Raw genomic sequence first — 24,186 nt, 5'->3', positions numbered from 1 at the left:
CGCTCTCTCCCCGGACGGTCCTGCCCACTCCCCGCCCGCGCCCGTGCCCTCGACCTGCGACGACGCACACAGACGACGTCACATTCGTGTGCATGCCACGAAGATCGCGGGGCAGGCGCTCCTTCAGCAAGGGCTTCATCGGCGCGAGTAGGAGAAGGACATGGGCGCGACCACCGCAACGGCAGCTGACATCGTGCAGGGCACGGAGACCACCCCTGCCGCGCCTCCTGCCGCGGGCGCCCCGCTCCCCGTCGTCGAGGACCCGCAGAGCGTCGCGCCGAGCGACGCCCGCGACCTGACGCAGCTGTTCTTCCAGCGGCTGGAGACACTGGAGGAGGGGACGCATGAGTACCAGTACGCGCGCAACACCCTCATCGAGATCAACCTGTCGCTTGTGCGGTTCGCGGCCCGGCGCTTCCGCAGCCGCGGCGAGGAGATGGAAGATCTCATGCAGGTCGGCACGATCGGTCTGATCAAGGCCATCGACCGCTACGACCTGTCCCGCGAGGTGGAGTTCACCACGCTGGCCATCCCGTACATCACCGGTGAGATGAAGCGGTTCTTCCGCGACACCACCTGGGACGTGCGGGTGCCCCGAAGGCTCCAGGAGCTGCGCGTCGACCTCGCCCGCGCGACGGAGAAGCTGGTCAACGACCTGGGCCGGGAGCCCAAGACCGCCGAACTCGCCGAGCACCTGGGCATCACCGCGGAAGAAGTCGCCGAGGGGCAGGTCGCAGCCAACGGCTACAACGCCGCCTCCATCGACGCGCCCATCGATGACAAGGGCGGCAACGAGGCGCCCGTCGCGGATCTGATGGGGGAGTGCGACAAGGACATGAGCCTTTTCGAGGACCTGTACGCGCTCAAGCCCTACTTCGACCGCCTTGAAGAACGCGAACGCCGGCTCCTGGAACTGCGCTTCGGCCAGGAGATGACCCAGGCCCAGATCGGGAAGGCGATGGGCATCTCCCAGATGCACGTCTCCCGCCTGCTGGCCCGCTGCCTCGATCAGCTGCGCTCCGCGATGCTCACCACCGAGTGAGTCTCCCGCCGTACCGTGGCGGTTTCCTGCCGGGCTGTGACCGTTGCCCTGGCGCCGGGGCGAGCCGTCGGCATCGCGTCGGCCGGAGCGCGAGAGCTGAGGCTCAGACGGCCCCCTGGGTCTGTGACGCCCAGACAGCAGCGGCTGCCTCGGCGTCGTGGTGGCACGAGAAGACCTGGTCGAGGCCGACGGTGCGGAGCGTGCGGGCGATGGCCGCTGGAACGCCCGCGAGCGCGATGCCGGCGTCACAGGCGAGCGCCCTGTTGCGGGCCGCGAGGAAGGCGCTGACACCGCTGGAGTCGCAGAACGCGCAGTCGGCCAGGTCCAGCACCAGCAGGTGCCCGGGGGACAGGGCGACGCGCTGAAGGGCGGCGCGGAGATGGGGAGCGGTGTCGTAGTCCAGTCCACCGGCGACCTCCAGCACCGGGCCGGTTGCGGTCTCGCGGGCGGTGACGGTCAGTGCGCTCATTCCATCTCTTCGGTCGTCGCTTCCGGCACACCCAGCGCGAGAACGGCGGTGTCGTCGTCCAGTCCCCCGCCGAAGCTCTCCAGCAGGGCGGCGACGGCGGCGGTGGTCGCCTCGGCTCCGGCGGGGGCCAGTTCGTTCGCGAAGGCGTGCAACGCTTCGTCCCCGTAGCGCTCCGCCCCTGCCCCGGTGCGCGCTTCGGTCAGCCCATCTGTATACAGCAGGAGGGTGTCGCCCGGTGCGAGCAGAGTGCTCGCGGTGGCGAAAGGGGCCTGCGGCAGGGCGCCCACGAGCACCCCGCCGGGGGTGGGCAGATAGTCGGCCGTCCCATCGGCGCGCAGGTGCAGCAGCGGTGGATGGCCACCGCTGCCGAAAGTCACGGCGAAGCCGTCGCCGTGAGGGGAGAGCACGCCGAAGATGACCGTGCAGTAGCGCGGGTCGTCCCCGGCGTAGTTCTCGTGCAGCGCCGTGTTCAGTGTGTTCAGCACGGCCACGGGGTCGCGGTCGTGGATCGCGGCGGCGCGCAGGGTGTAGCGGGTCAGCGACGTGACAGCCGCTGCGGCCGGTCCCTTGCCGCACACATCACCGAGGAAGAAGCCCCAGCTGCCGTCGCCCAAGGGAAAGAGGTCGTAGAAGTCACCGCCGAGGTGGTCGGGGGAGGCGGTGTGGTAGTGAGCGGAGGCCAGGAGCCCGGGCACGCGGGGCAGCGACGGCGGCAGCAGGCTGCGCTGGAGCGTGGCGACCACGCGCTGGAGGCGTTCGCGCTCGCGGTCGGATTCCTGCCGGGCGCGCAGGAGTTCCGTCTCGTAGGCGCGTCGGTCGCGGGCGTCGGTGATCGTGGTGCGGACCAGCAGGGGCTGGCCGTCGGCGCCTGTCTTGAGGGTGGAGGACACCAGTACCGGCAGCCGGGTGCCATCGGCGGCCTTGAGCTCCAGGGCGATCCCGTTGATCTCGCCCTGCATCCGCAGGAGTGGCGCGAAGTGCGTCTCGTGGTAGAGCCTGCCGCCGACGGTCAGCAGGTCCGCGAAGCTGCGGTGGCCGATCAACTCCTCGCGGGAGCGGCCGAGCCAGGTCAGCAGCGTGCTGTTGACCTTCGCGATCTTTCCGTCCAGCAGCGTGGACAGGTAGCCGCACGGGGCGTTCTCGTAGAGGTCCTCGGCGCTGTCCTCCAGCATTGAGGAGAACGCCGCGTCCCGCCGGCCTTTCTCCACGCTGGGCTCGGGAGGGTCGGATGCCTGGCCGGTGCGGCACATCACCGGGGTGCCGTCGCGAAGGATGCGATGGCGGCGCTGGTGACTTCCGGTGCGCTGAGCTGGGGGCAGTGCCCTGTGGCGGCCAGGGTGAGCAGCTGGCTGCCGGGGATCTCCGCGTGGACGTACGCGCCGACCTCGGGGGGCGCGATCGCGTCGTCCGCGCACTCCAGGATCAGGGTGGGGACGGTGACCTTGGCCAGGTCGGCCCGGTTGTCGGACAGGAAGGTGGTGTGGGCGAAGACACGGGCGATGTGGGGGTCGGTGGCGCAGAAGCTGTTCGTCAACTCCTCCCCGAGCTCGGGGCGCTCGGGGTTGCCCATGATCACCGGTGCCATCGCGGCCGACCAGCCGAGGTAGTTGCTGTCCAGGGATTCCAGTAGCTCGTCGATGTCCTCGCGGCTGAAGCCGCCGCGGTATCCGTCGTCGTCGATGTAGCAGGGGGACGGGGTGAGCAGCACCAGCTTGGCGAACCGGTCCGGTTCACGGTTGGCCGCCAGCACACCGATCATGGCGCTCACCGAGTGCCCGACGAGGGTCACCTCGCGTAGCTCCAGCTCGCGGCAGATCTCCAGGACGTCGTCCGCGTAGCCGTCCAGGGAGGAGTAGCGTTCCTCGTGCCAGGCCGAGAGGTCCGAGTTGCCGGAGCCGACGTGATCGAACAGGACCACCCGGAACCGCTTGGCGAGCTCCGGGGCCACCAGACGCCACATGTTCTGATCGCATCCGAAGCCGTGCGCGAGCATCACCACGGGCCCGTCCTCGGGTCCGATCTCCACGACGTGGTTCCTGCCGCGAACGGTGCTGCTGCTCATCGTGACCCGTTTCCTTCTGCGCGATTGTCCGATGGGAATGGCCCTGGCTCCGGTGGCTGCGCTGGTGGTACCTGCGCACGATCGCACCTCAGGGACGGACGGAGATTACCTGACCTTCGGCACGAAGCAAATCTACTGTGGGCGCAGTAGACATTGGAGCATGGTGTGACTAGAGTTCCTGCCGTATTCGACGATGTCAGCGCGCTGTGGCAGGCACGAACTGCCGATGAGTGTGGAGCAGTGCGGCGCGGCCCCGGAGCCGGGAATGAGCACACGGCCTTGGGGCGCGCCGCCGGGCCGTGCGATCCGGGCCTTGTGGTCAGGCAGTCCCGCCCGGAAGCGGGTAGCAGGCAACAGCCCATGCCTGCTCCTCGTCCCTGCGCTGCCACGTACCCGCGACAGCCGGGCCGGAGTGCTCCGGTGGAGCGAGGGTGAAGCCGTTTTCGGCCAGCAGGTGACTGAGTGACCCCTCGGGGAAGCCGTCCTCCTCGGTGGGCCCCAGCGTGACGGTGAGCCCTTCGAGATCGGCGACATCGGGGGCGTCGGCGCAGTTGGTCACCCGCAGGTGCCAGTGGCCGTCGCGGAGAAACGCCTCAGCCAGGTACGGGGCCTGCATCCGCTCGGTCAGCTCGGTCACGTCATGCTCTCCTTCGCCCTCTTCGGGCCGGTGGACGGCGTTCGGTCAGCCCTCAGCATCGCTCAGGAAAGGCATCCGGGCGAGTGGCTGCCGATTTCGGCGAGGCAGACCGGACATGGTGCGGCGCCTCCGGCAAGGGAAGCATTGCAGGAGGCGCCGCGTGAGGGAGGAGCCGGGTTCACCGTAGGGCGGGGGCCGGGACAACTGCCCGGGCACCGCCCCGGAGGCTCAGTGCGGGGGATTGCCGAAGTCGGGGATGGCCAGCCGCTCGCCGTCACGCCGCGCCGAGTCGTGCGCGACCACCCCGGGGAGCGTGTAGCGGGCGGCCGTCCAGGCGTTCACGGACGGCAGGACGCCCTTGTTGACGGCGGTGACGAAGTCGTCGACGAGGAAATGGTGGCTGCCCTCGTGGCCGTTCGGGGCGTGCGCGAACTCGCGCGGCAGCCGCGCCCGGGCGGCGTCGTGCACCGGTGCGGTGCCCGACACGAACGCGTCCCGTAGTGCGGGCGCCACCTCCGCGAGCGACGGGTCGTCGGCGGACAGGGTGGGCTGGGCCCGGAGGTGCTGCGACACGTCCGTCACTCCCTTCTTGTCCTGCCACAGGCTGACCGTGGCCAGCTGCTCGAAGCTGCCCTCTGTGCCGAAGAAGCGGAACCGGGACTCCCGGAGGTGGCAGGGGTAGCCGACGCGCCGGAACTCGTTCGTCCGGAACGATCCGCCGCCCGCGACCTCGAACAGCGCGGTGGCATTGGACAGGTCATTGCCGAACTGGCTCACCTCGGCGTCGAACACGCCGTCCCCGCGCTGGTCCACGACGCCGATGGCGCTCACGCTCGTCGCGTACGTCTGCCACGCGCCGAGCACCCCGCCGATGGAGTGCGTCGGGTAGAGCAGCGGCGGGTAGCTGGCGGTGGCCTTCCAGTTCTCGCCGCCGCTGTATCGGTACGCGTCGTAGAAGCCCAGGTCCATGTCGTGGACGTAGTCGCCCTCGGCGTAGAAGACCCTGCCGAACGCGCCGGTCTCCAGCTGCTGCCGGGCGTAGACCGTCGCCGGGTGGTAGTGGCTGGTTTCGCCCATCATGTACGTCAGCCCGGTCTCCCGTACCGCCTCGATGATCGCGGCGATCTCCTCCTCGGAGACGGCCATCGGGACGGCGGAGTACACATGCTTGCCCGCTCGCAACGCCTGTACGGCGAGCGGTCCGTGCGTCCAGCGCTGGGTGAACAGCGCCACCGCGTCGACGTCGGACGCCAGCAGCTCCTCGAAGGACGCCGCCGTTCCCGCGAGACCGTGGCTCGCCACCAGGTGTTCCGCGCGGTCGGGCAGCAGATCGGTGACGTGGATCGGACCGACGCCGGGGTGCAGCTGGAACAGCTTCGCGAACTGCCCGGCGAACTGCCCGGCGCCGACGATGCCGAGGGAGAAGGACATGGAGAAACCTCTCTGGGTGGGTGAGCGAGTGCCGTGCCGGCCGCGCCCGCCTACCGGGCGCGCGTGCTCTACCGGCGGGGCTGCTTGTCCTGCTGGAAAAGGAAGTTGATCTGCCGGTTGGCCTCGGTGAGGGTGCTCAGCGGCGCGTCGTTGGCGTACACGTCCTGCATGACCGGCGTCATGATCGAGGTGATGTCGGAGGCGTGGTCGGTGACCGGGAAGGAGAAGGTGGTCCGGTCCTCGACCTGCCGGGTGAAGGCGGAGACGTCCAGCCCCCGCCTGCGGTGGCCCGCGATGGCGGCCTCGGTGCCCTTGCGGGTGGCGGGGAAGACGGTCGAGTCCTCGCCCACCCTCTGCTGGCACTTGTCGGAGGCGAGGAACGCCACCCACTTCGCCGCGTCCTGCTTGTTCCGGGCCTTCTTCGTCACCGAGTCGGCGAGCCCGCTCATCATCGAGGCACGCTTGCCGCTCGGACCCTTGGGCGTCAGCGCGATCCCCGTATCCACGCCCTTGAGATCGTCGAACGTACGGGTCATCCATGAGCCGCTCAGGGCCAGCGCCGCCTGCCCCGAACCGAGCTGGGCCTCGGGCGGGTTGGATTCGGAGAAGACCTCGAACGGGGCCATGTACCCCTTCTTGGCCAGCCCGAAATACCAGCCGATGGTCTCCTGGAAGGCCTTCTGGTCGTAGTTGTAGTGCTCGCCCCAGGTGGGGCGGTCCGTGTACCGCCAGCCGGCCGAGCCGGTGAACGCGCTCCACTGGGTCTGCCCGTCCGCGGTGCCCGCGTCGTTCGTCGCCAGCCCGTAGCGCACCACGCGATTCCTGTCGAAGCCGGGCTGGTCGCCGCGCCGGCCGTTGGCGTCCAGCGTCAGCCTGGCGAGGGCCTTCTCGAAGCTGCCGCCGTCCCGTGGGTTCCACGACAGCGAGTTGAGCTCCCTGTCGCTGAGCCCTGCGTTCCGTGTGACCTTTCGGTCGTGGAAGAGACCGACCGTGTCCCAGTCCTTCGGCGCACCGTAGCGGTGCCCGTCCTGCCCGATCCAGCTGTCCGCAAGCCCCGGCTGGTAGTCGCCGGAGCGAAGACGTGCGGTGGGGCCGAGTTCGTCCAGCGGGCTCAGCACACCCAGCTTCGCGAACTGCGGGTACTTGGCCGGGTGGTTGGTGAAGACGTCCGGCTGGGTGCCGGAGAGGAAGCTCGCCATCAGCTTCGTCCAGTAGTTGTCGAAGCCGATCTGGGTGATCCGCACCGTCAGCCCGGGGTTCTCCCGCTCGAACGACTTCGCGCACTCCTCGTAAGCGGGCCGCTGGTTGGCATCCCACATCCAGTACGTCACGGTGCGTCCGTCCGCGGTGCTCCGGGCCGTCTGCGGTGCGCAGCCGGTGCCGGCGGCCGCCAGCAGACATACCGTGCCCAGCACCCCGGCGGTCCTCGCCTTACCCACGGCTCTTCTCATCCGACGTACACCTCCGTTCACTTGATCCCGCTGAAGCCGATGGAGTTGAGGACGCGCCGCGCCAGCACCCCGAAGAGCAGGATCATCGGCAGCGCGGCGATGACCGTGGCGGCCATCAGGCCCGCCCAGTCGGTACCGGACTGCGGGTCCTGCGAACGGAAGACGCTGAGCGCGACGGTGAGTACCCGTGAGCTGTCGCTGTAGGAGACCATCAGCGGCCAGAAGTAGTCGTTCCACGCGGTGAGGTAGGTGAGGATGCACAGTGTCGAGACCGGCCCGGAAGCCATCGGCAGGATGATCCGGAAGAACACCCGGATCTTCCCCGCGCCGTCCAGCAGGGCCGCTTCCTCCACCTCACGGGAGATGTTGAGGAAGAACTGCCGCAGGAAGAACACCGCGAACGGCGTCATGAACATCGTCGGCAGGGCGACACCGAACAGCGTGTCCACCAGACCGAGTTCCTTGATGAGGACGAAGTTCGGCAGCAGTGTGAAGACCGGCGGAACCATCAACCCCGCGAGCACGAAGCCGAACACCTTGTCCCGGCCGCGCCAGCGCAGCCGCGCGAAGGCGTAGGCGGCCATCGCGGAGAACAGCACCTGGCACACGGTGATCAGTGTCGAGACGCACACCGAGTTGAGCAGGTAGCGCCAGAAGTCGAGCGAACCGCCGGCGCCGCCCTCGGCCAGCGCCTCCTTCGTGCTCTGCAGTCCGAGCGCCCGCAGGAAACCACCCGCACTCGGCTCGACGGGCAGCGCGGACGCGGCACCCCCGGCGAGCGCCGCGTTCGTCGACAGCGCCGTACGCAGCATCCAGTAGAAGGGGAAGAGCGTGAGGACGACGATCGCGCCCATCGCGACCCAGGCGAGCACCCTGCCGGGGGAGGGGAGCGGTCGCTTGCGGGGCCTGCGGCGGGGTGGCTCATCGCCGCCGCTGTGCACGGAGTCGTGCGCTGCGGTCCTGGCGACCGGTGGCGCGGTTGCCGCCATCGGAATTCCCCTTTCCTGATCGGTTGCCGGAATGCGGTGTCGGAGTGCGTGGACGTGGAATGCTCGGTCTCTCGGATCGCTCAGTCGAGGTCGGAGCGGCCGGCTCGCATCAGCCGGTACTGGACCAGCGTGATGACTGCGAGCAGCAGCATCAGCGCGACAGAGAGGGCGGAGGCGTAGCCGAACTGCAGCCGGCCGAAGGCCAGGTCGTAGATGTAGAACTGGAGCACGTTCGTCGCGCCAGCCGGGCCGCCGTCCCTGGTGGTGACGGAGATCGTGTCGAAGACCTGGAACGAGCCGATCATGGTGATGATCAGCACCAGTGCCAGGACCGGCCGCAGCAGCGGCACGGTCACCGACCGGAACAGCCGTCCTTCGCTCGCGCCGTCCATCCGCCCCGCCTCGTACACCGACTGCGGCAGCGACTGCAGGCCGGCGAAGATCAGCAGCGCGGTGTAGCCCACGTGCCGCCAGACGTTGATGAGTGCGATCGTCGGGATCGCCCAGTCCGCGTCGGCGAGGAACGGGATCCGTCCGACGCCCAGCCACCCCAGCACCTCGTTGCCGATGCCGAGTCGGGTGTCGAGGATCCACAGCCAGACGATGCCGGCGACGACGTTCGACACGAGGTACGGGGCGAGGACCACGCCGCGCAGGAAGGTGGAGCGGGTGAGGCGGTGCATCAGCACGGCGATCAGCAGTGCCACGGCCGTCTGCACACCGATGTTGATGACGACGTACTGGACGGTGACCCACAGCGAGTCCCAGAAGACGGGGTCGCCGACCATCCGCCGGTAGTTGTCGAGCCCCGTCCACCGGGCTGCGCCCAGCAGGCTGAACTCCGTGAAGCTGAGGTAGATCCCGCGCAGGGTCGGCCACAGCAGGAAGGTGAGGTAGCCGAACAGCGCCGGTGCGAGAAAGAGTGCTGCGATGCGGCCGTCGCCGCGGCGTTCCGTGGCTGCGGCGGGTGCGGCGGGTGCGGCGGGTGCGGCGGGTCGTGCGGAGGAGATGGTCATGAGGGGCCCCTTCGTCCGTCTGGGCGCCACTTACTTTTGCGTCGAAGTTAATCGGCGGTCAAGAGGGTGTGACCGATCAATAATCCTTAGAGTCTCCCGGTATTTACTTACGCATGGAAGTTTGAGTCGTGGGGCGCTACCCTCCTCGTCATGAGCGTCCCGACCCCGAGCTGGCGTCCCCTGAGCCCTGCGGAGCGCGCGGTGGCCATCGAGGTACTGACCGGCGGCCCCCTCTCGCGCAGCGCCGTGGCCCGCCGGCTCGGCATGTCCGGGGCCAGCCTCACCCGGCTCGCGAAACCCTTGATCGACGCGGGTCTGCTGGTGGAGGCGCCGGCCGAGGCCGCGCCGCCTACGCAGGGCAGGCCGGGCCGGCCGTTGGACATCGTCGACGGCCCCTGGCACTTCGTCGGGCTGAAGATCACCGGCGACGCGCTGTACGGAGTGGTGGCCACCCTCAAGAGCCGCGTGGTCCGCCGCGAGACGCGCCCCCTCACCGACCGCGACCCGGAGGCCGTCGCCGAACTGGCGGGTTCCCTGGTCGACGAATTCGCCCGCGATCACCCGCGGTTGGCAGGTATCGGTGTCGGCGTCGGCGGCCGGGTGCGCGACCGCTCCGTCGTCGCGGAGTCCCTGTTCCTCGGCTGGCAGGACGTGCCCTTCGCGGAACTGCTCGAGCGGCGTACGAAGCTGCCCGTCGTCGTCGAGAACGACGTGGCCGCACTGGTCGAGGCGGAGACCTGGTTCGGGGCGGGCCGCGGACTCGACCGGTTCGCCGTGCTCACACTCGGCGCCGGCATCGGCTACGGCCTGGTCATCGGGGGCACGCCGGTCCACTCCGCTGACGAGGGATACGGCCTCGGCAGGCACTGGATCATTGATCCCGCGGGCCCCCTCACCCCCGAAGGGCAGCGCGGCAGCGCGGTCTCGATGCTGTCCATCCCCGGCATCGAGTACCAGGTGCACGCCGCCACCGGCACCCGGATCCCCTACGAGACCATCCTCGAACTCGCGCGCTCCGGAGAGCCATTGGCCTCCCGAGTCATCACCGAAGCGGGCCGGGCGCTCGGCATACTCCTCGCGAACATCGCCAACTTCGCGCTCCCGGAGAAGGTCCTGCTCGCCGGCGAGGGCGTAGGCCTGATGGAAGCCGCCGCCGACACCGTCTCGGAGACCCTCGCCGCGCACCGACACCCGGCAGCCCGCCCGCTCGACCTGGAAACCAAGGTCTCCGACTTCCACGACTGGGCCCGCGGCGCCGCGGTACTGGCCATCCAGGTCCTCGTCCTGGGCGGCCGGGAAGGGGGGTGAGCCTCGACGCCGGGAATGGGGCGTGCACCGGCCGATGAGACGAGCGCACAGCGGTTCGTTCGGACCGGAACCGCCGACCGGATTCTCAAGGACCTCTACCACTTGCACGCCCGGGCCGTGACGAGGACCTCTACCGCGGAGAATGTTCCGAACGAAAAGCGCTGGCGCGCCCGGGCAGTGACGAACGAACATGCAGCGCATGAGCGACGAACCCGTGCGATGGACCCAGGCGACCGTCCACCCCGACATGTGGACCGACCCTGACGACGACCCTCGCCACAGCGAAGGAAGCGACCCGGAAGGCGAGCTTGCGACGCTGCAGGAATTCCTGGCGAGCTACCGCATGACTCTGCGGATGAAGTGCGAGGGCCTGGACGCGGAGCAGTTGGCCCGTCGCTCGGTTCCGCCGTCGACGATGTCGCTGCTCGGTCTGCTTCGGCACCTCGTCGAGGTGGAACGGGACTGGCGCAACTGGATCAGCGACGGTGACCCGGTACCGAAGCTCTACGGCGAGCGTGACGCGGACTTCGAGGGGGCTGTCGCCGATCAGGCCGAGGTCGACGCCGCGTACTCCGATCTGGCGCGCGAACAGGCGGCGACCGACGCGGCGCTGGCCGAGCACCCGGATCTGAGCGAGCGTCTGGGGAAGGACCGGATCGCGGTCCGGGAGCTGATGGTGCACAGGGGCGAGGAGTATGCCCGTCACTGCGGGCATGCCGACCTGTTGCGCGAGTGCGTCGACGGACGGGTGGGGCAGTGATGAGGGGCGGCTTCACATCTGCCGGCGGGCGGTACCGGCTCTAGCCGATCCTGCCGTCCTGTAGCGGCGCCGGATGCCGTACAACCTTCAACGGCGAGTGGCTGTCTTCACACCACCATCACATTGCTTGGGGGGCATCCATGTCGCATCCGCATCAGCCCACGTCGCCATTCGGTCAGCCGCCTTCGCCGTTCGGTCCGCACCCGTACCCTCCGCAACCGCCCAAGAAGCACACCGCGCTCAAAGTCGCAGCGAGCGTCGTCGGTGCGCTCCTGGTCTTCGGCGTCGGGGTGGCAGCCGGCAGCGGCAGCGAGAACACCGGGACGAAGGTCAAGGCCGAGCCGGCTCCCGCGGTGACGGTCACCGTCACCGCGGGAGCCGCGACCCCGAAGACGGAGAAGGCCGCCTCCGGCAAGCCGAAGACGAAGGCCGAGCCCGCCGAGCAGAAGAAGGCCGGGCAGCCGAAGAAGGCCGCCCCCGAGGCCACCATCAGCCAGGGCAGCTACCTCGTCGGCGAGGACGTCGACGCCGGCACCTACAGGACCGGCGGCCCGTCCGACTCGGACATCCCCCTGTGCTACTGGGCGCGCAACAAGGACAGCTCCGGCGAGTTGGACAGCATCATCGCCAACGGCACACCGCAAGGTCCGGCTCGCGTCACCATCAACAAGGGCGAGATCTTCGAGACCAACGGCTGCGAAGAGTGGAAGAGGGTCAGCTGACTCCCGCCGGGGGCCGTCGGTCGTGCCGCGAAACGGCAGCGGCAGGCGGCCCTCACACCAGGCGCGTCCATGGGCTCACCGGTGGCCGTGCCCCTCTAGACGAGTTCGGCTCCCGCCTCGCGTGTGCGAAAGGTGCGCCGATAGGACACGGGCGAGACGCCGATCGCCGCGTGCAGATGCTGACGGAGGGAGGCGGCCGTGCCGAACCCCGAGTCCGCCGCGATGCGGTCGATGCCGAGGTCGGTCTCCTCCAGCAACTGGCGTGCGCGGTGCACGCGTTGCTGGATCAGCCAGCGGCCCGGACTGGTACCCGTCTCGGCGTAGAAACGGCGGGCGAAGGTGCGCGGGCTCATCGACGCGTGCGCGGCGAGGTCGGCGAGCGGCATCTGCCGGTCGAGGTGTTCCAGGGCCCACTGCCTGGTCGCCGCCGTGCCGGTCGTCGAGGCGTCGTGCACGGGCTGCTCGATGAACTGCGCCTGGCCGCCGTCGCGCCACGGAGGGACGACGCATCGACGGGCGACGCTGTTGGCGACGGCGCTGCCATGATCCTTGCGGACGAGGTAGAGGCACACATCGATGCCGGACGCCGCGCCCGCGGACGTCAGGATGTCGCCGTCGTCGATGAACAGCACGTCCGGATCGAGGCGCACCCCGGGGAAGAGCGTGCGGAAGGTGTCCGCAAGCGCCCAGTGGGTGGTCGCCGGCCGGCCGTCGAGGAGACCGGCGGCGGCCAGAACGAAGGCACCGGTGCAGATGGAGACGATGCGAGCTCCGGGCCGAACCCGGGCCAGCGCCCCACGCACGGCCGGTGACAGATCGGCGCTGATCAGCGACATGGAGAACGGCGGGATGATCACCGTGTCGGCGCTCTCCAGCGCCTCCGGGCCATGGCTGACGCCCACGGTCACATCGCTGTCGCTGCGCACCGGACCCCCGTCGACGGTGCAGGTGATCACCTCGTACAGCTGGTCCGTTGTGGCGAAGACACGGTGGGCGATGCCGAGTTCGAAGGGGTAGACGCCTTCGAGTGCGAGGACCACGACGCGATGCATGGCAGGATCCTAGCGGATAATGACTATCTTGCCATTGTCCGGCAGTTTCCCTCGCGCAAGGCTGTGACCATGAACGAAACCGCCACCATGCGCGCCATCAGTCAGGACCGGCTGGGAGGCCCCGAAGTCCTCCGCGAGGTCCGGCTCCCGATTCCCCGGCCGGGACCGAGCGAGGTTCTCGTCCGCGTCCACGCAGCCGGCCTCAACCCCACCGACTGGAAGCACCGGGCGCTGCCCCTCTTCCTCGGTGAACCTCCCTTCGTGCTCGGCTGGGACCTCTCGGGTGTCGTCGAAGCCGTCGGCCTGGGCGTGACCCTCTACCAGCCCGGTGACGAGGTCTTCGGGATGCTCCCGTACCCCTACGGCGTCGGCTCTCTGGCCGAGTACGTCACCGCCCCGGCCCGGGCGTTGACCCACAAGCCGGCCTCCGTCGACCACGTCCAGGCGGCAGCCCTGCCCCTGGCCGCACTGACCGCGTGGCAGGCACTCGTCGACACCGCACGGATCGAGTCCGGTCAACGACTCCTGATCCACGCCGCGGCAGGAGGTGTCGGCCACCTCGCCGTGCAGATCGCGAAGGAGCGCGGAGCGTACGTCATCGGCACGGCCAGTGCCGAGAAGCACGACTTCGTCCGCGGACTGGGCGCCGACGAGGTCATCGACTACCGCACCACCGACTTCGCCGAGGCCGTACGGGACGTGGACGTCGTCCTGGACACCCAGGGCGGCGAAACCCGCATCCGTTCCCTGCGCACACTCCGCCCCGGGGGCCTGCTCGTCTCACTGCGCCCCGACGGTACGGAGGGCCTGGCCGAGGCCGCCGAAGCCGCCGGGGTTCTGGCGAAGCCCCTGCTGGTCGAGGCGGATCACGCGGGGATGAACGCCATCGCCGACCTCGTGCTGCGGGACCGGCTCCGCGCGTCGGTCGAGGCGACGTTCCCGCTCGATCAGACGGCGAAGGCCCACGGCCTGGGGGACACGGGGCACGTCACCGGCAAGCTGGTCGTGACCGTGCGCGAGAGCGCGTCCCTCTGACGGGTCGGCAGGCCGTCCGGTGGTCGGCCGCTGAGGTCGTGCGGGTCCGGATCGTGCCGTTGACAACGGCACGATCCGGACCACGGCCGAGAAAACCGGCGCCGCCGGCCGTGCTCACGTCGTCCCGCGTGGCGTCCGCCGGAGCAGGTAGACGGCCGCGGTCGTGACCAGAACCGCCATACACGCGATGAACACCAGGCCCGCGCCCTCCAGACCGAGCGGGCCCGTCAGCACGCCCACCCCGATCACCGGCAGCGAGATTCCCGCGTACGCCACCACGAACAGGGTGGAGATCACCGCCCCGCGACGGTCCGGGGGAGAGGCCTCGGCAACGGCGGACAGCGCCCCGCGAAATGCCAGCCCCTGCCCGCACCCGCCGACGAGAGCGCTCAGCACCACCAGCAGCAGCATGTCCCACCGCAGCGCGGCCGCGAGCAGCGCAAGCCCGGCGACGAGCCCGGCACAGCCCAGGGGCAGCGAGCGTTCCATGCCCACCCGGCCGACCGCCAGTTGCCCAGCGGTCGAGGCGAAGAAGGCAAGCGCGACGACCAGCCCGCTCACGGCGTGGTTGTCCACGTCCAGGGACTCCGCGAGGAACGCGGGACTGACCGAGGTGAACACCCCGAACAAGGCGAACCCCACGAACGAAGCGATCGCCGCGGGCCCGAAAACCGCCCGCACCTGCGGCGGCAGGCCGGGGCGCTGCGGCCGTACGGTGCTCAGCGGCCGCCGCTCGCGCACGGTCTCCGGCAGCCGCCACAGCACGGCGGCCGAACCGGCCACCAGCGTGAGGTGTACGACGAACGGAAGGTTCAGCGGCCGGTCGGCGTACTGCGCGAGCACTCCGGCGAGCAGCGGACCGCACCCCAGCCCGCCCATGTTGGCGGCGGTCGCCACGAAGGTGGCCCGGGGGGAGCCGCGTTGCGGGGCCAACTCCATGATGTACGCCGTGGCCGCACCGGTGAACAGGCCGGCCGACAGGCCCGACAGCAGGCGTCCCGCGTACAGCCAGCCGAGGCCCGTGGCGCACAGGAAGCAGACGGCGCTCGCCGCCGCGAAGCCCAGACCCGCCAACAGCACGGGCCGCCTGCCCACGGCGTCCGAGGCGTTGCCCGCAAGCAGCAGCACGCCGATGACCCCGAAGGCGTACACGGCGTACACGACGGTCACCATCAGCTCGGAGAACCCGAACTTCTGCTGGTAGAGGCCGTAGAGCGGGGTCGGCAGCGTGGTGCCGGCCATGCATACGACAAACACCGCCCCGCCGAGCACAGATGGGAGCCACCCCCTGCGATCAGCGTCCATGCGCCGACGGTAACCCGCGGGCCGCCCCGCATCGGCGTGGCGGCGCCGACGCGCCGCCGGTACGGAAGGGCGAGCGAGCCGGGGTGCGCAGGACGGCAGCGGTGGTCCTCCGGCAGCCGTGGTCCGCACGAAACGTCAGGGGACCGGCGGGGGAAGGGCCGTGAGATAGCCGGAGAGAGCAGCCGCGGCGTCGGTGAGGGGGAAGCGGGCGCCGAGCTGCCCGTCAGGGCGGACAAGGAAGCCGGTCGCCCCGTCGGGGCGGTAGAGCCGGGCGAACTCCCCGGAGGCATCGCGGTATTGAGGGAAGCCCACCACGGTCTCGGTGGCGGTCGGCGCGGCGTCGCGGGCCAGGATGGCGACGGTCGCGAGATCGGCTCCGTCCGAGGACCCCGGGCCGGCGGCGTCCGGCCTGCGCAGCGCCCCGGAGGCCCGGGCTGTTTCTCCGGCTTCGGCCAGGGCGGCGGGATCGCTCGCGTACAGGAGCAGCACATGCCCCGTGCGGCCGCGCAGGAGGTCGAGCAGGCGCAGCGGATAGGTGGCGACGGCCGCGGTCAGACCGGTGCAGTCCGGGGCACGGTCGCCGGGCTGGGGCGCGTCGGTCGGCCCGTACTCGCCGGCGGCGAGCGGGCCGCCCCGGTAGGTGACGAGCAGTTGGGCCTCGCGGAGCATCAGGGTCCGCGGGTCGTCGGGGTCGGCCTCCATGCCGTGGGTGGCATGGCGGACGGTCCGGCCGACGACCTCCTCCCCGATCGGGCGGCGTTCTGCGTCATAGCTGGCGAGCAGGGCGGGCTCGGCCCTCCCGTGGACGACGAGGGCGAGCTTCCAGGCCAGGTTGCAGGCGTCCTGGATGCCGGTGTTCATGCCCTGGGCGCCGGTGGGCGGGTGGATGTGGGCGGCGTCGCCCGCGACGAAGACCCGGCCTTCTGCGTAGCGGTCGACGATGCGGTGGCTGATGCGGAAGACGGAGGACCAGCGCAGGCGGGACAGGGGGGCCGGCTCGGGAGCGAGGCGGTCGACGACTGCCTGGATGTCGGGCAGCTCCGGGACGCGGTCGCTTTCCATGCCGTGGGCGACGCCGTCGCCTCCTCCAAGCTCCCCGTCCTTCGCCCGGGTGGAGAGTTCGGGCGGGACCAGCATCGACATGCGGTAGCGGCCCGAGCCGGGCAGCGGGATGCAGACCAGCAGGTCGTCGGTGGAGCCGGCTTCGGTGTGGTGGAGGGAGCGCAGGCCGTATCCGTGGGGGAGGCTCCAGTCGGTCTCGACGTCGGCGAGCATGTACTCCTCGGCGAAGGAGCCGCCCTCGAAGGTGAGGCCAAGACCCTTGCGGACGACGCTGTGTGCACCGTCGCACCCGATCAGGAAGCGCGCACGGACCTCCTCGCCGCCCGAGGCGGTGGCCAACCCGGCGGTGACCCCGTCCGCGTCCTGGGCGAAGGACAGCAGCTCGGTGCCACGTTCGATGGCCGTGCCGAAGCCCGACAGGTACTCCTCCAGAAGGCGCTCGGTTTCGTACTGCGGCAACGCGGCGAATCCGTAGGGCACCTCGGGAGGGAGCGTGAGGTCGAAGCGGGCCTGCTCCTGGCCGTTGACGTAGATCAACTGCCCCCGCAGCGGAACGGCGGATTCCAGAGCGGTACGGGCCAGGCCCATGCGGTCCCAGATCTCCAGGGTGCGCGGCTGGACTCCGACGGCCTTGGCATACGGGAGGCGGGCCGGCAGCCGGTCGATGAGACGGCACTCCACCCCTTGGCGGCGAAGTTCGGCGGCCGCACTGAGACCGACAGGGCCGGCGCCTGCGATCAGAACGTCAGTGGTTCGGGGGTACGCCACGGGCTCCTCCCAGCGCCTGGCCCCGAGACCGGTCCGGTACTCCATGGTCGCCCGGCGCAGTGGGGTGGGCGAGCCGACCCGGAGACGGATCAGGCGCCCGCGGTCCGCCTCACCGGCCGGCTGTCGGCCGGGCGCTTCACGGTCGACACATGCGAGGTCGTGGCGGGCGATCGCGGACAGGTTGGCCGGGGAGCGCCAGGGGCCGGTCGCCCGGCCGGACTGCCGGAGTCTGCCCGCGTGCTGCCCCGAACGGACGAGCCGGCCCGGGGAGCACCGGTGACCTGGGCTTTGTCGCCCGGTCACGCATGTGGTGCTCCTCGAACCGGCTCGGGGTGCGCGGTCACCCGCGCGGAGGGATCGGGTGAGGCTCAGGCGTCGACGACGCCGGACTTCGCGATCTTGATGTCGGCCGAGGTGGCGCCGCTGTGCGAGCCCAGGCTCTCGATCTTCTTGACGACGTCCATGCCCTCGACGACCTCACCGAAGACGACGTGCTTGCCGTCGAGCCAGTTGGTGACGATCGTGGTGATGAAGAACTGCGAGCCGTTGGTGTTCTTGCCCGCGTTGGCCATGGACAGCTGGCCCGGCTTGGTGTGCTTCAGCTGGAAGTTCTCGTCCGCGAACTTCTCGCCGTAGATGCTCTTGCCGCCGGTGCCGTTGTGGTTGGTGAAGTCACCACCCTGGAGCATGAAGTCCGGGATGACACGGTGGAAGCCGGAGCCCTCGTAGCCGAAGCCGTTCTCGCCGGTGGCGAGCTCACGGAAGTTCCTCGCGGTCTTGGGGACCACGTCGTCGAACAGCTGGAAGACGATCCGGCCGGCCGGCTCGCCATTGATGGTGATGTCGAAAAAAACGTTGCTCATGGGTTCATCCTGACACCCTCTGTCACCGAAGTGCACACGGGCCCGGCTACCGGCGGAAACGGTGCCCCCGAACGGGCGCGATGTCGCCCACCGAGGCCCCGCGAGCGTTCGGCGCCACGCGAGGCGGAGATCCCCGGATCGTCAGGGCGTGCGCTCACCCGATCGAGGAGGACCATGGAAGTCGAAGCACTTGCCGGACGAGGGCGCCGGACGGACAGGGCAAGGGCACCGAACAGAGCAACGACAGGGCACGGGCGGAGAGACGGCAGACCGTAGAGGGGGGGCGGGACCGGCTGCGGACAGCAGCGCGTGGACGGCCGCCCCGCTCCTGCCAGGTGGAAGGAGCGCCGGGGTGACCACAGTCGAAGGGCGTCCGGCCGGCACGGGCCGGCCCGAGGCACGGCAGTCGCGGCCCGACCCACGGACGTCGCGGCCCGAGCGACCGCAGCAGCCCGAGGCATGGACCGAGCAGCCGAGCGGCCTGATGGATCTGCTCGGTGTCGCCGCGGTGCTCCTGGACGCGGACGGGCGGATCGCCCTGTGGAGCCCGCAGGCCGAGGACCTCTACGGCTACACCGCCGAGGAAGCCCTCGGGCGGTACGCCGCGCCGCTGCTCATCCGCGAGGAGAACTGGGATCTTGTGATCAAGAAGTTCGCCTCCGTGATGGAGACGGGCCGCAGCTGGGGCGGCGCATTCCCCGTACGGCACAAGGACGGCAGCACGCGGCTGGTGGAGCTGCGCAACATGCGGCTGCAGAACGACCGCGGCGACTTCTACGTCCTCGGACTCGCCACCGACTCGCCGACCCTTCGCGCGGTCGAGCGGGATGTCGCGCTCTCCACCCGGCTGATCGCCCAGTCGCCCATAGGGCTGGCGATCCTCGACACCGACCTGCGGTACGTGGCCGTCAACCCGGCCCTGGAGCGGATGCACGGCATCGCCGCGGAGGAGCACCTCGGCCGGCACTACCGCGAGATCATGTCCTCCTCGAAGTTCGAGGTTCCCGAGGCCGCGATGCACCAGGTCCTCGCAACCGGGGACCCCATGGTCGACCAGTCCACGATCGTCGGCCGGACCCCCGCCGACCCGTACAAGCACGCCTGGTCGATCTCGCTGTACCGGCTGGAGGACCCCCAGGGGCGCGTGATCGGCGTGGCCGACCTGGTGCTGGATGTCACCGACCGCTACCAGGCGGCCACGGAGGCCGCCGAGGCCCGCAAGCGCCTGGCGCTGATCGCCGACGGCGCCGCTCGTATCGGCACCACCTTGGAAGTGGGGCAGACCGCCCGGGAGCTTGCCGAGGTCACCGTTCCCGAGCTGGCCGACGTCGGCACCGTCGACGTGCTCGATTCCGCCCTCGACGAGCACCGCCCGCCGACCCGTGACGGCCCCGCCCACTTCCGTGCCCTCGCGGTGAAGGCGGCCTACCCCACCGAGGCCCTGTACGCCGCCGACCCACCCGGGCACATCGTCGCCTACGACGCCGACCGCCTCGCCACCCGATGCGTGCGCACCGGCAGGCCGATCCTGATCTCCCACCTCACGGACGACGACCTGTCGCACATCGCCCGCGACGCCCATGCCGCCGGGATGCTGGCCCGCGCGGGGGTGCACTCCTACATGCTGGTCCCGCTCACCGCACGCGGCGAGATCCTCGGCTTCCTCGGGCTCAGCCGCGCCCGCAGCCCGCAGCCCTTCGGCGAGGACGACCTCGCCCTCGCCGGTGAGCTGGCATCTCGCGCCGCGGTGTGCATCGACAACGCCCGCTCCCACGAGAGCGTGCGCAACGCCGCCGAGACCCTGCAGCGCAGTCTGCTTCCCGATCACCCACCCCATCTGCCCGGGCTGCAGATCGCCTCCCGGTACCGGCCCGCACAGGCCACCTACGAGATCGGCGGCGACTGGTACGACGTCCTCCCGCTCGACGGCCACAAGACCGCACTCGTCGTGGGCGACGTCATGGGCAGCGGCATCGACGCCGCCGCCACCATGGGCCGGCTGCGCACCGCCACCAGCGCCTTCGCCGATCTCGACCTCGAGCCCGCCCAGATCCTCCAGCACCTCGACAAGATCACCTCAGGGCTTGAGCACTACATCGCCACCTGCGTCTACGCCGTCTACGACCCACACCGCGCCGAATGCCATATCGCCACCGCCGGCCACATGCCCCCGGTCCTCGTCCGCAGCGGCGCGCGCCCCGTCCTCCTCGACCTGCCCACCGGCACTCCGCTCGGAGTCGGGGGTGTCCCCTTCGAAACCACCACCATCCCCCTTGCTCCCGGCGACCAACTCGTCCTCTACACCGATGGGTTGGTCGAAACCCGCCGCGACGCCATCGACGAGCGCCTGGAAGCCCTCCGCAGACTGCTCGATGTGCCGGACCGCTCGCTGGAGGAAACCTGCGACCGGCTCCTGTGCGAACTACGCCGTCCCGACGACCCCGATGACGTCGCTCTGCTCATCGCCCGCACACAGACCCTCTTGACGGACTGAGCACCGCAGGGGATGGGGACGGCCCGGGTCTGGGCCGTCGAACGGCTGCGCCGCCACAAGTGGCCATGTCGCCCTGTCGCCGCAGCCGTTCATGGGGGACGTCGCTCACGGCCGGACGAGACGGCGCAAGGCCGGCTGAGCGAGGCAGGCGTAGGCGACGACCGCGGGGAACGGGCCTTCGATGCGCAGGCCCGTGGTGACCCTCCCGCCTTCCTCCGCATGGACGCTGTGGTGCAGTCTCAATCGGATCGGGCCAAGTCGCACCCGCCATGCCCACCGTCGGCGCTTCTCGTCGACGGATTCGACGAGGAAGCGGACGGTGATTCCGAAGAACGACGTGACCTCTCCTTTCATGCCGGGAGCGATACGTTCCCCGGAGGCGCTCACCTTGCGGATCTGGGGAGACCAGCTCGGCCATTTCGCGGGGAGTGCGTAGCGTTCCCACACATCCGCCGATCCCGCTCGGCCCGTGGCACGCAACCTCATTGTCGACATCACCGCACACTCTCGCAGGCTTGTGGTCTCGTGCCGGCCGATGTGGACGCGACGCGCCGCGGCCGGAGGGACGCCGACGTGCCGTGGCGCAGGGAGATCCGACGAACCGGGGGGCGCCTCCAGCCCGTGGGGCAGCGGCAGACCGGGCTCGTCTCCCCCCACCATCCTGTGCCCACAGGCCCTTGGTGATTTCATGGCGAATTCATCGAGAGGACGACAATCGAATGGATCGAGTGTCGACAGCTGGTCGGTGTACTCCCTCAGCGCGGCATTCCCACCGGCCGGAAATGAACGGTGAACATGCCGAAATTCCCTTCCGAGCTCAAGGATGTGGCCGCCATACTGCCATCCATCGCAACTTGCTCCCCATCCGTAAAGGGAGCGGAGTTCGAGCATCGGGGGATCCATGACCGTGCCTGGACAGACTGCCGCGTCGCCTTCGAAAACGGCGCCGCAGCACATCCGCAGTGAGGCCACCCGGCTGCTGTGCGCGGGTGTCTACTTCGACGGCGAGTTCCGCCGTCGCGTCATCGAGCAGCTCGTGGAGCACGAGGAGCGCCCGGTCGCGCCCTCGCTCGGCATCGACGCCCTGCCGGTCCTGGCGCATGCGCTGCGTGCGCGCCGCCGGGAGGCCGAGGTCGGGCTCGTACTGCTGGGCATCTGGGCGCTGTTCATCGCGTTCGGGCTGTCCGGGACGGGCTCGGCGACGTTTCTGCCCATTCCCTGGTTCCTGGCCTACGGACTGGTCTGCTCCGTGGCCTGGTTCGTGCGCGGGGGCAGGGGATCCGTCTTCCCCATCGGCCGCGCCGTGCTGAAGGAGGCGACGCGCGGCCGGCTGAAGGCCGTGCTGCCGGTTCTGCCGTGGGCCGTGGGGCTCCTGTACTGGGCGGCCGTGCTCTTCACGCTGTTCAGTGGCGGCGACGCCTGGACGGCCGTCTTCTTCCCGGCCCTGCTGGTGCCTCCCGTCTGGGTGCATCGGGTGCACGTCGTCTCCGTCATGCGGGACACCCTGAGCCGCGATGCCTACGCCGAGGCACCCCGGGAGAAGTTGCCGGACCGCGACCCGTACCGGCGCATCGGCGCGGCGATCGACCGCGAACAGTACGCGAGCCTTGCGATCTACGACCCGTTCCGTCCCTTCGTCGGTGCCGGCGAGCCGTACAAACCGTGGTCGCTCGTCCTGGAGTTGAGGTGGAAGCAGCAGGAGTCACCACCGAAGCGCCTGGACCCGACACGGGACCCGGAGGCCGGCGCGGACGCGGTGCCGCTCACCGGGCGCGAGGTCATCGACCTCATCAAGCCGCGCCTGGAGGCACTGCGGACGTCGGCGGCGGAAACCAGCCGCGACCGCCTCCGCTCCCTCGAAATCGACGAAATGGTCTATCTGCCGGTCGGCCGGGAGCGGGGCCAGATCGCGTACGACCCCGCCAGTGTCCGGCAACACCTCGACGGCGCGGTCGGCGAGGGCGGTGAGGCGCGCCGGCACTTCCTGCGCGTCCGCGTCGGCGCATGGGACGAACAGGTCGGGGTCTCTCTCCTGGTCCGCGTCCACACCCAGGGCGGGATGCTGGTCCTTGAGGTCGTACCGCACGTCCTCACCCCCGTCCGCCCGGAGTTCAAGTCGGTGGACGTGATCGCGGAGGGGGACGCCGAGGGGCCGCTGCGCAATGTCGTACGCAGCCTGCTCACCGGCCCGTCGGCGGGTTTCGCCGCCGGGGTCTCCCTCCTCCACACCGCTGTCTCCGTCTTCCGTACCTGGTTGACGATGCCGCAGCACGCACTGCCGGACGGGCCGGCCGCGTCGGTGCGGGAGCTGGGGAGCGTGAAGGAGGTCTCTCTCCTGCAGGAGATGGACATCAGCCGGTACGTGAAGACGCTGCAGGACCGGATCGCGAGCGGGGTGCGCGAGGCGCTGCACTCGAAGGGCTACGAGATGGGGGAATTCGAGCAGCACATCGTCAACGTGAGCGGGGGCGGGGTGTTCATCGGAGAGATGAGCGGCGGCGCGGTCGCGACGGGCGAGCGGGCTTCGGCGAAGCAGGTGGATGCGTCCGTGGACGCGAAGGGTGGTCGGCTGTGACAACGGGGATGCAAGAGCCGGAGGAGGGCGAGGAGGCCGCTGTCGAGATGGCCGACTCGTCCGCTCCACAAGAGGGCACAGGTGGCATCAGCATCGGCGTGTTGACCGGTGGCGCGGTGGCGGCCGGGGCAGGTGCCACGGCCGAGGACCGCTCGCGGCGCGCCGGGCTGCCGGCGCCCGTGCCGTCCTCGCACGAGAGCGGGCGCCCGCGCGCGGTGCCCCCGGCCGTCTCCGGCGGCGTCAGCATCGGCGTCATGGCCGGCGGCGCCGCGGCTTCCGGACCGCATGCCCGGGCCCTCGACGCCTCGACGCAAGTGATCGACGCGTCCCCCGAACTCCTCACTGCCGTGCGGACCCTGCGCGAGCAGCTTCACCTGCTCAGCCCCAGCGACGAGATCACCGAGGTCGACGCCCAACTGGCCGGGACCGAGGAGGAGATCGACGCAGTGGGACAGGTACGGCGAGACCGCCTGCAGCGACTGCGGGGGCGCCTCGAACTCGGCGCCACTGCCGCGGCCGGCCTCGCCTCCGCTGCGGCCGTCGTGCAGCAGATCACGCAACTCCTCGGAAGTCAGGGGTAGTCGCCGTGGACCAGTGGGATGACGACAGACAGGTCTGGGTGCGGTCACCGCATCAGGGCGGCCCGCCACCGGGAAGCAGGACCCGGCGCATGCTGATCGTGGCGGGCGCCGTGGCCCTGCTCGCGGCGGCGGCCGGTGTGGGTATCTGGCAGCTGGCGAGCGACGGCAGCACGGGTTCCATGGGCATGCCGGGCGCGATGCCGTCGGGCGCACCGTCCGCCACCGAGCCGTTGTCGACGGCATCGGTCGAGCCGGGCTCGGCCCTGGACCCGTGCGCGGTGGTCGACAGCTCCATGGCCACGGAGTGGGGTCTTGGCGGGGGTACGTCCGAGACTTCCGGCACCGATGCCGCGCCGATCAGGGTGTGCACCTGGGCGCGCCAGGGCTCCGGGACCGCGGGCTCCGCCACGTTCCGGCTCATCTATGCCAAGGCGCTGCCCTTGTCTCCGGAGCCGACGCCGATATCGGTTACAGGTATCCCGTCCGCCAGGGCCAGTGGGAACGAAAACGGCTGTGCGGTCCAGTGGCCCACGTCGTTCGGTCAGGCACTCGTGCACGCCCGCT

22 protein-coding genes are annotated in these 24,186 nt (G+C 70.2%); 8 read left to right on the top strand and 14 right to left on the bottom strand.

The features are described 5' to 3' along the window. The first annotated feature begins 160 nt into the window (after positions 1-160). Positions 161-1,042 carry a SigB/SigF/SigG family RNA polymerase sigma factor gene (locus ACGFZW_RS03000; protein ID WP_393891205.1) on the top strand — a complete coding sequence of 294 codons (882 nt, stop codon included), beginning with the start codon at positions 161-163 and terminating at the stop codon, positions 1,040-1,042. Positions 1,043-1,145: 103 nt separating this feature from the next. On the opposite strand, the gene ACGFZW_RS02995 is transcribed toward ACGFZW_RS03000, so the two are convergent. From ACGFZW_RS02995 to ACGFZW_RS02960, 8 genes are all read right to left on the bottom strand, one after another. Beyond that, entirely contained in the window at positions 1,146-1,511 is a 366-nt protein-coding gene (locus tag ACGFZW_RS02995) for an STAS domain-containing protein (RefSeq protein ID WP_393891204.1), read from the bottom strand. Next, a complete protein-coding gene (locus ACGFZW_RS02990) occupies positions 1,508-2,761 on the bottom strand; it encodes a PP2C family protein-serine/threonine phosphatase (protein ID WP_393891203.1) in 1,254 nt (417 codons plus the stop codon). Before ACGFZW_RS02990 ends, ACGFZW_RS02995 begins: the two co-directional genes overlap by 4 nt. After that, positions 2,761-3,573 carry an alpha/beta fold hydrolase gene (locus tag ACGFZW_RS02985; protein WP_393891202.1) on the bottom strand — a complete coding sequence of 271 codons (813 nt, stop codon included), beginning with the start codon at positions 3,571-3,573 and terminating at the stop codon, positions 2,761-2,763. Before ACGFZW_RS02985 ends, ACGFZW_RS02990 begins: the two co-directional genes overlap by 1 nt. A gap of 319 nt (positions 3,574-3,892) precedes the next feature. Next, entirely contained in the window at positions 3,893-4,210 is a 318-nt protein-coding gene (locus ACGFZW_RS02980; protein ID WP_393891201.1) for a hypothetical protein, read from the bottom strand. Positions 4,211-4,438: 228 nt separating this feature from the next. Further along, on the bottom strand, positions 4,439-5,641 hold the full coding sequence (locus ACGFZW_RS02975; protein WP_393891200.1) for a Gfo/Idh/MocA family protein: 1,203 nt from the start codon (positions 5,639-5,641) through the stop codon (positions 4,439-4,441). Positions 5,642-5,709: 68 nt separating this feature from the next. Beyond that, on the bottom strand, positions 5,710-7,092 hold the full coding sequence (locus ACGFZW_RS02970) for an ABC transporter substrate-binding protein (protein WP_393891199.1): 1,383 nt from the start codon (positions 7,090-7,092) through the stop codon (positions 5,710-5,712). 17 nt (positions 7,093-7,109) lie between these two features. Beyond that, the gene (locus ACGFZW_RS02965; protein ID WP_393891198.1) at positions 7,110-8,081 is read right to left on the bottom strand and encodes a carbohydrate ABC transporter permease; all 972 of its coding nucleotides are present in this window, start codon (positions 8,079-8,081) and stop codon (positions 7,110-7,112) included. 80 nt (positions 8,082-8,161) lie between these two features. Then, complete coding sequence (locus ACGFZW_RS02960) at positions 8,162-9,097, bottom strand: carbohydrate ABC transporter permease (RefSeq protein ID WP_393891197.1); 936 nt, start codon at positions 9,095-9,097, stop codon at positions 8,162-8,164. Positions 9,098-9,247: 150 nt separating this feature from the next. On the opposite strand from ACGFZW_RS02960, the gene ACGFZW_RS02955 reads away from it, so the two are divergent. The 3 genes from ACGFZW_RS02955 to ACGFZW_RS02945 all read left to right on the top strand — a co-directional run bounded on the left by ACGFZW_RS02955 (position 9,248) and on the right by ACGFZW_RS02945 (position 11,887). Next, positions 9,248-10,405: an ROK family protein gene (locus ACGFZW_RS02955; RefSeq protein WP_393891196.1), complete on the top strand. Its 1,158-nt coding sequence runs from the start codon at positions 9,248-9,250 to the stop codon at positions 10,403-10,405. Positions 10,406-10,604: 199 nt separating this feature from the next. Further along, positions 10,605-11,165, top strand: coding sequence for a DUF664 domain-containing protein (locus ACGFZW_RS02950; protein ID WP_393891195.1), 561 nt, complete (start codon positions 10,605-10,607; stop codon positions 11,163-11,165). A 140-nt stretch (positions 11,166-11,305) separates the two neighbouring features. Next, a complete protein-coding gene (locus ACGFZW_RS02945; RefSeq protein WP_393891194.1) occupies positions 11,306-11,887 on the top strand; it encodes a hypothetical protein in 582 nt (193 codons plus the stop codon). A gap of 95 nt (positions 11,888-11,982) precedes the next feature. On the opposite strand, the gene ACGFZW_RS02940 is transcribed toward ACGFZW_RS02945, so the two are convergent. After that, positions 11,983-12,939 carry a GlxA family transcriptional regulator gene (locus tag ACGFZW_RS02940; RefSeq protein WP_393891193.1) on the bottom strand — a complete coding sequence of 319 codons (957 nt, stop codon included), beginning with the start codon at positions 12,937-12,939 and terminating at the stop codon, positions 11,983-11,985. A gap of 69 nt (positions 12,940-13,008) precedes the next feature. On the opposite strand from ACGFZW_RS02940, the gene ACGFZW_RS02935 reads away from it, so the two are divergent. Beyond that, positions 13,009-13,974, top strand: coding sequence for an NADP-dependent oxidoreductase (locus tag ACGFZW_RS02935; RefSeq protein WP_393891192.1), 966 nt, complete (start codon positions 13,009-13,011; stop codon positions 13,972-13,974). A 114-nt stretch (positions 13,975-14,088) separates the two neighbouring features. Here the strand turns inward: ACGFZW_RS02935 and ACGFZW_RS02930 are convergent, their stop codons facing one another. The 3 genes from ACGFZW_RS02930 to ACGFZW_RS02920 all read right to left on the bottom strand — a co-directional run bounded on the left by ACGFZW_RS02930 (position 14,089) and on the right by ACGFZW_RS02920 (position 17,972). Further along, a complete protein-coding gene (locus ACGFZW_RS02930; protein WP_393891191.1) occupies positions 14,089-15,279 on the bottom strand; it encodes an MFS transporter in 1,191 nt (396 codons plus the stop codon). Between the two features lie 135 nt (positions 15,280-15,414). Further along, on the bottom strand, positions 15,415-17,154 hold the full coding sequence (locus tag ACGFZW_RS02925) for an FAD-dependent monooxygenase (protein WP_393891297.1): 1,740 nt from the start codon (positions 17,152-17,154) through the stop codon (positions 15,415-15,417). A gap of 323 nt (positions 17,155-17,477) precedes the next feature. Further along, on the bottom strand, positions 17,478-17,972 hold the full coding sequence (locus ACGFZW_RS02920) for a peptidylprolyl isomerase (protein WP_393891190.1): 495 nt from the start codon (positions 17,970-17,972) through the stop codon (positions 17,478-17,480). 481 nt (positions 17,973-18,453) lie between these two features. Here ACGFZW_RS02920 and ACGFZW_RS02915 point away from each other — a divergent pair, with 481 nt between their 5' ends. Then, positions 18,454-20,466: a SpoIIE family protein phosphatase gene (locus ACGFZW_RS02915; protein WP_393891296.1), complete on the top strand. Its 2,013-nt coding sequence runs from the start codon at positions 18,454-18,456 to the stop codon at positions 20,464-20,466. A 105-nt stretch (positions 20,467-20,571) separates the two neighbouring features. Here the strand turns inward: ACGFZW_RS02915 and ACGFZW_RS02910 are convergent, their stop codons facing one another. Continuing rightward, the gene (locus ACGFZW_RS02910) at positions 20,572-20,952 is read right to left on the bottom strand and encodes an SRPBCC family protein (RefSeq protein ID WP_393891295.1); all 381 of its coding nucleotides are present in this window, start codon (positions 20,950-20,952) and stop codon (positions 20,572-20,574) included. A gap of 415 nt (positions 20,953-21,367) precedes the next feature. Here ACGFZW_RS02910 and ACGFZW_RS02905 point away from each other — a divergent pair, with 415 nt between their 5' ends. Continuing rightward, entirely contained in the window at positions 21,368-23,041 is a 1,674-nt protein-coding gene (locus tag ACGFZW_RS02905) for a hypothetical protein (protein WP_393891189.1), read from the top strand. Continuing rightward, positions 23,038-23,622 carry a hypothetical protein gene (locus tag ACGFZW_RS02900; RefSeq protein WP_393891188.1) on the top strand — a complete coding sequence of 195 codons (585 nt, stop codon included), beginning with the start codon at positions 23,038-23,040 and terminating at the stop codon, positions 23,620-23,622. The genes ACGFZW_RS02905 and ACGFZW_RS02900 overlap by 4 nt, the downstream gene beginning before the upstream one ends. Before the next feature lie 52 nt (positions 23,623-23,674). Here ACGFZW_RS02900 and ACGFZW_RS02895 read toward each other — a convergent pair whose 3' ends face one another. Beyond that, a complete protein-coding gene (locus ACGFZW_RS02895; RefSeq protein ID WP_393891187.1) occupies positions 23,675-24,031 on the bottom strand; it encodes a hypothetical protein in 357 nt (118 codons plus the stop codon). Between the last annotated feature and the right edge of the window lie 155 nt (positions 24,032-24,186).

The sequence above is a fragment of the Streptomyces sp. NPDC048248 genome, from assembly GCF_043201875.1.
In the GTDB taxonomy this organism is placed as follows: Bacteria; Actinomycetota; Actinomycetes; order Streptomycetales; family Streptomycetaceae; genus Streptomyces.
Note: the sequence above shows the minus strand (reverse complement) of the source record. Positions and strands in the feature narration are given on the sequence as shown.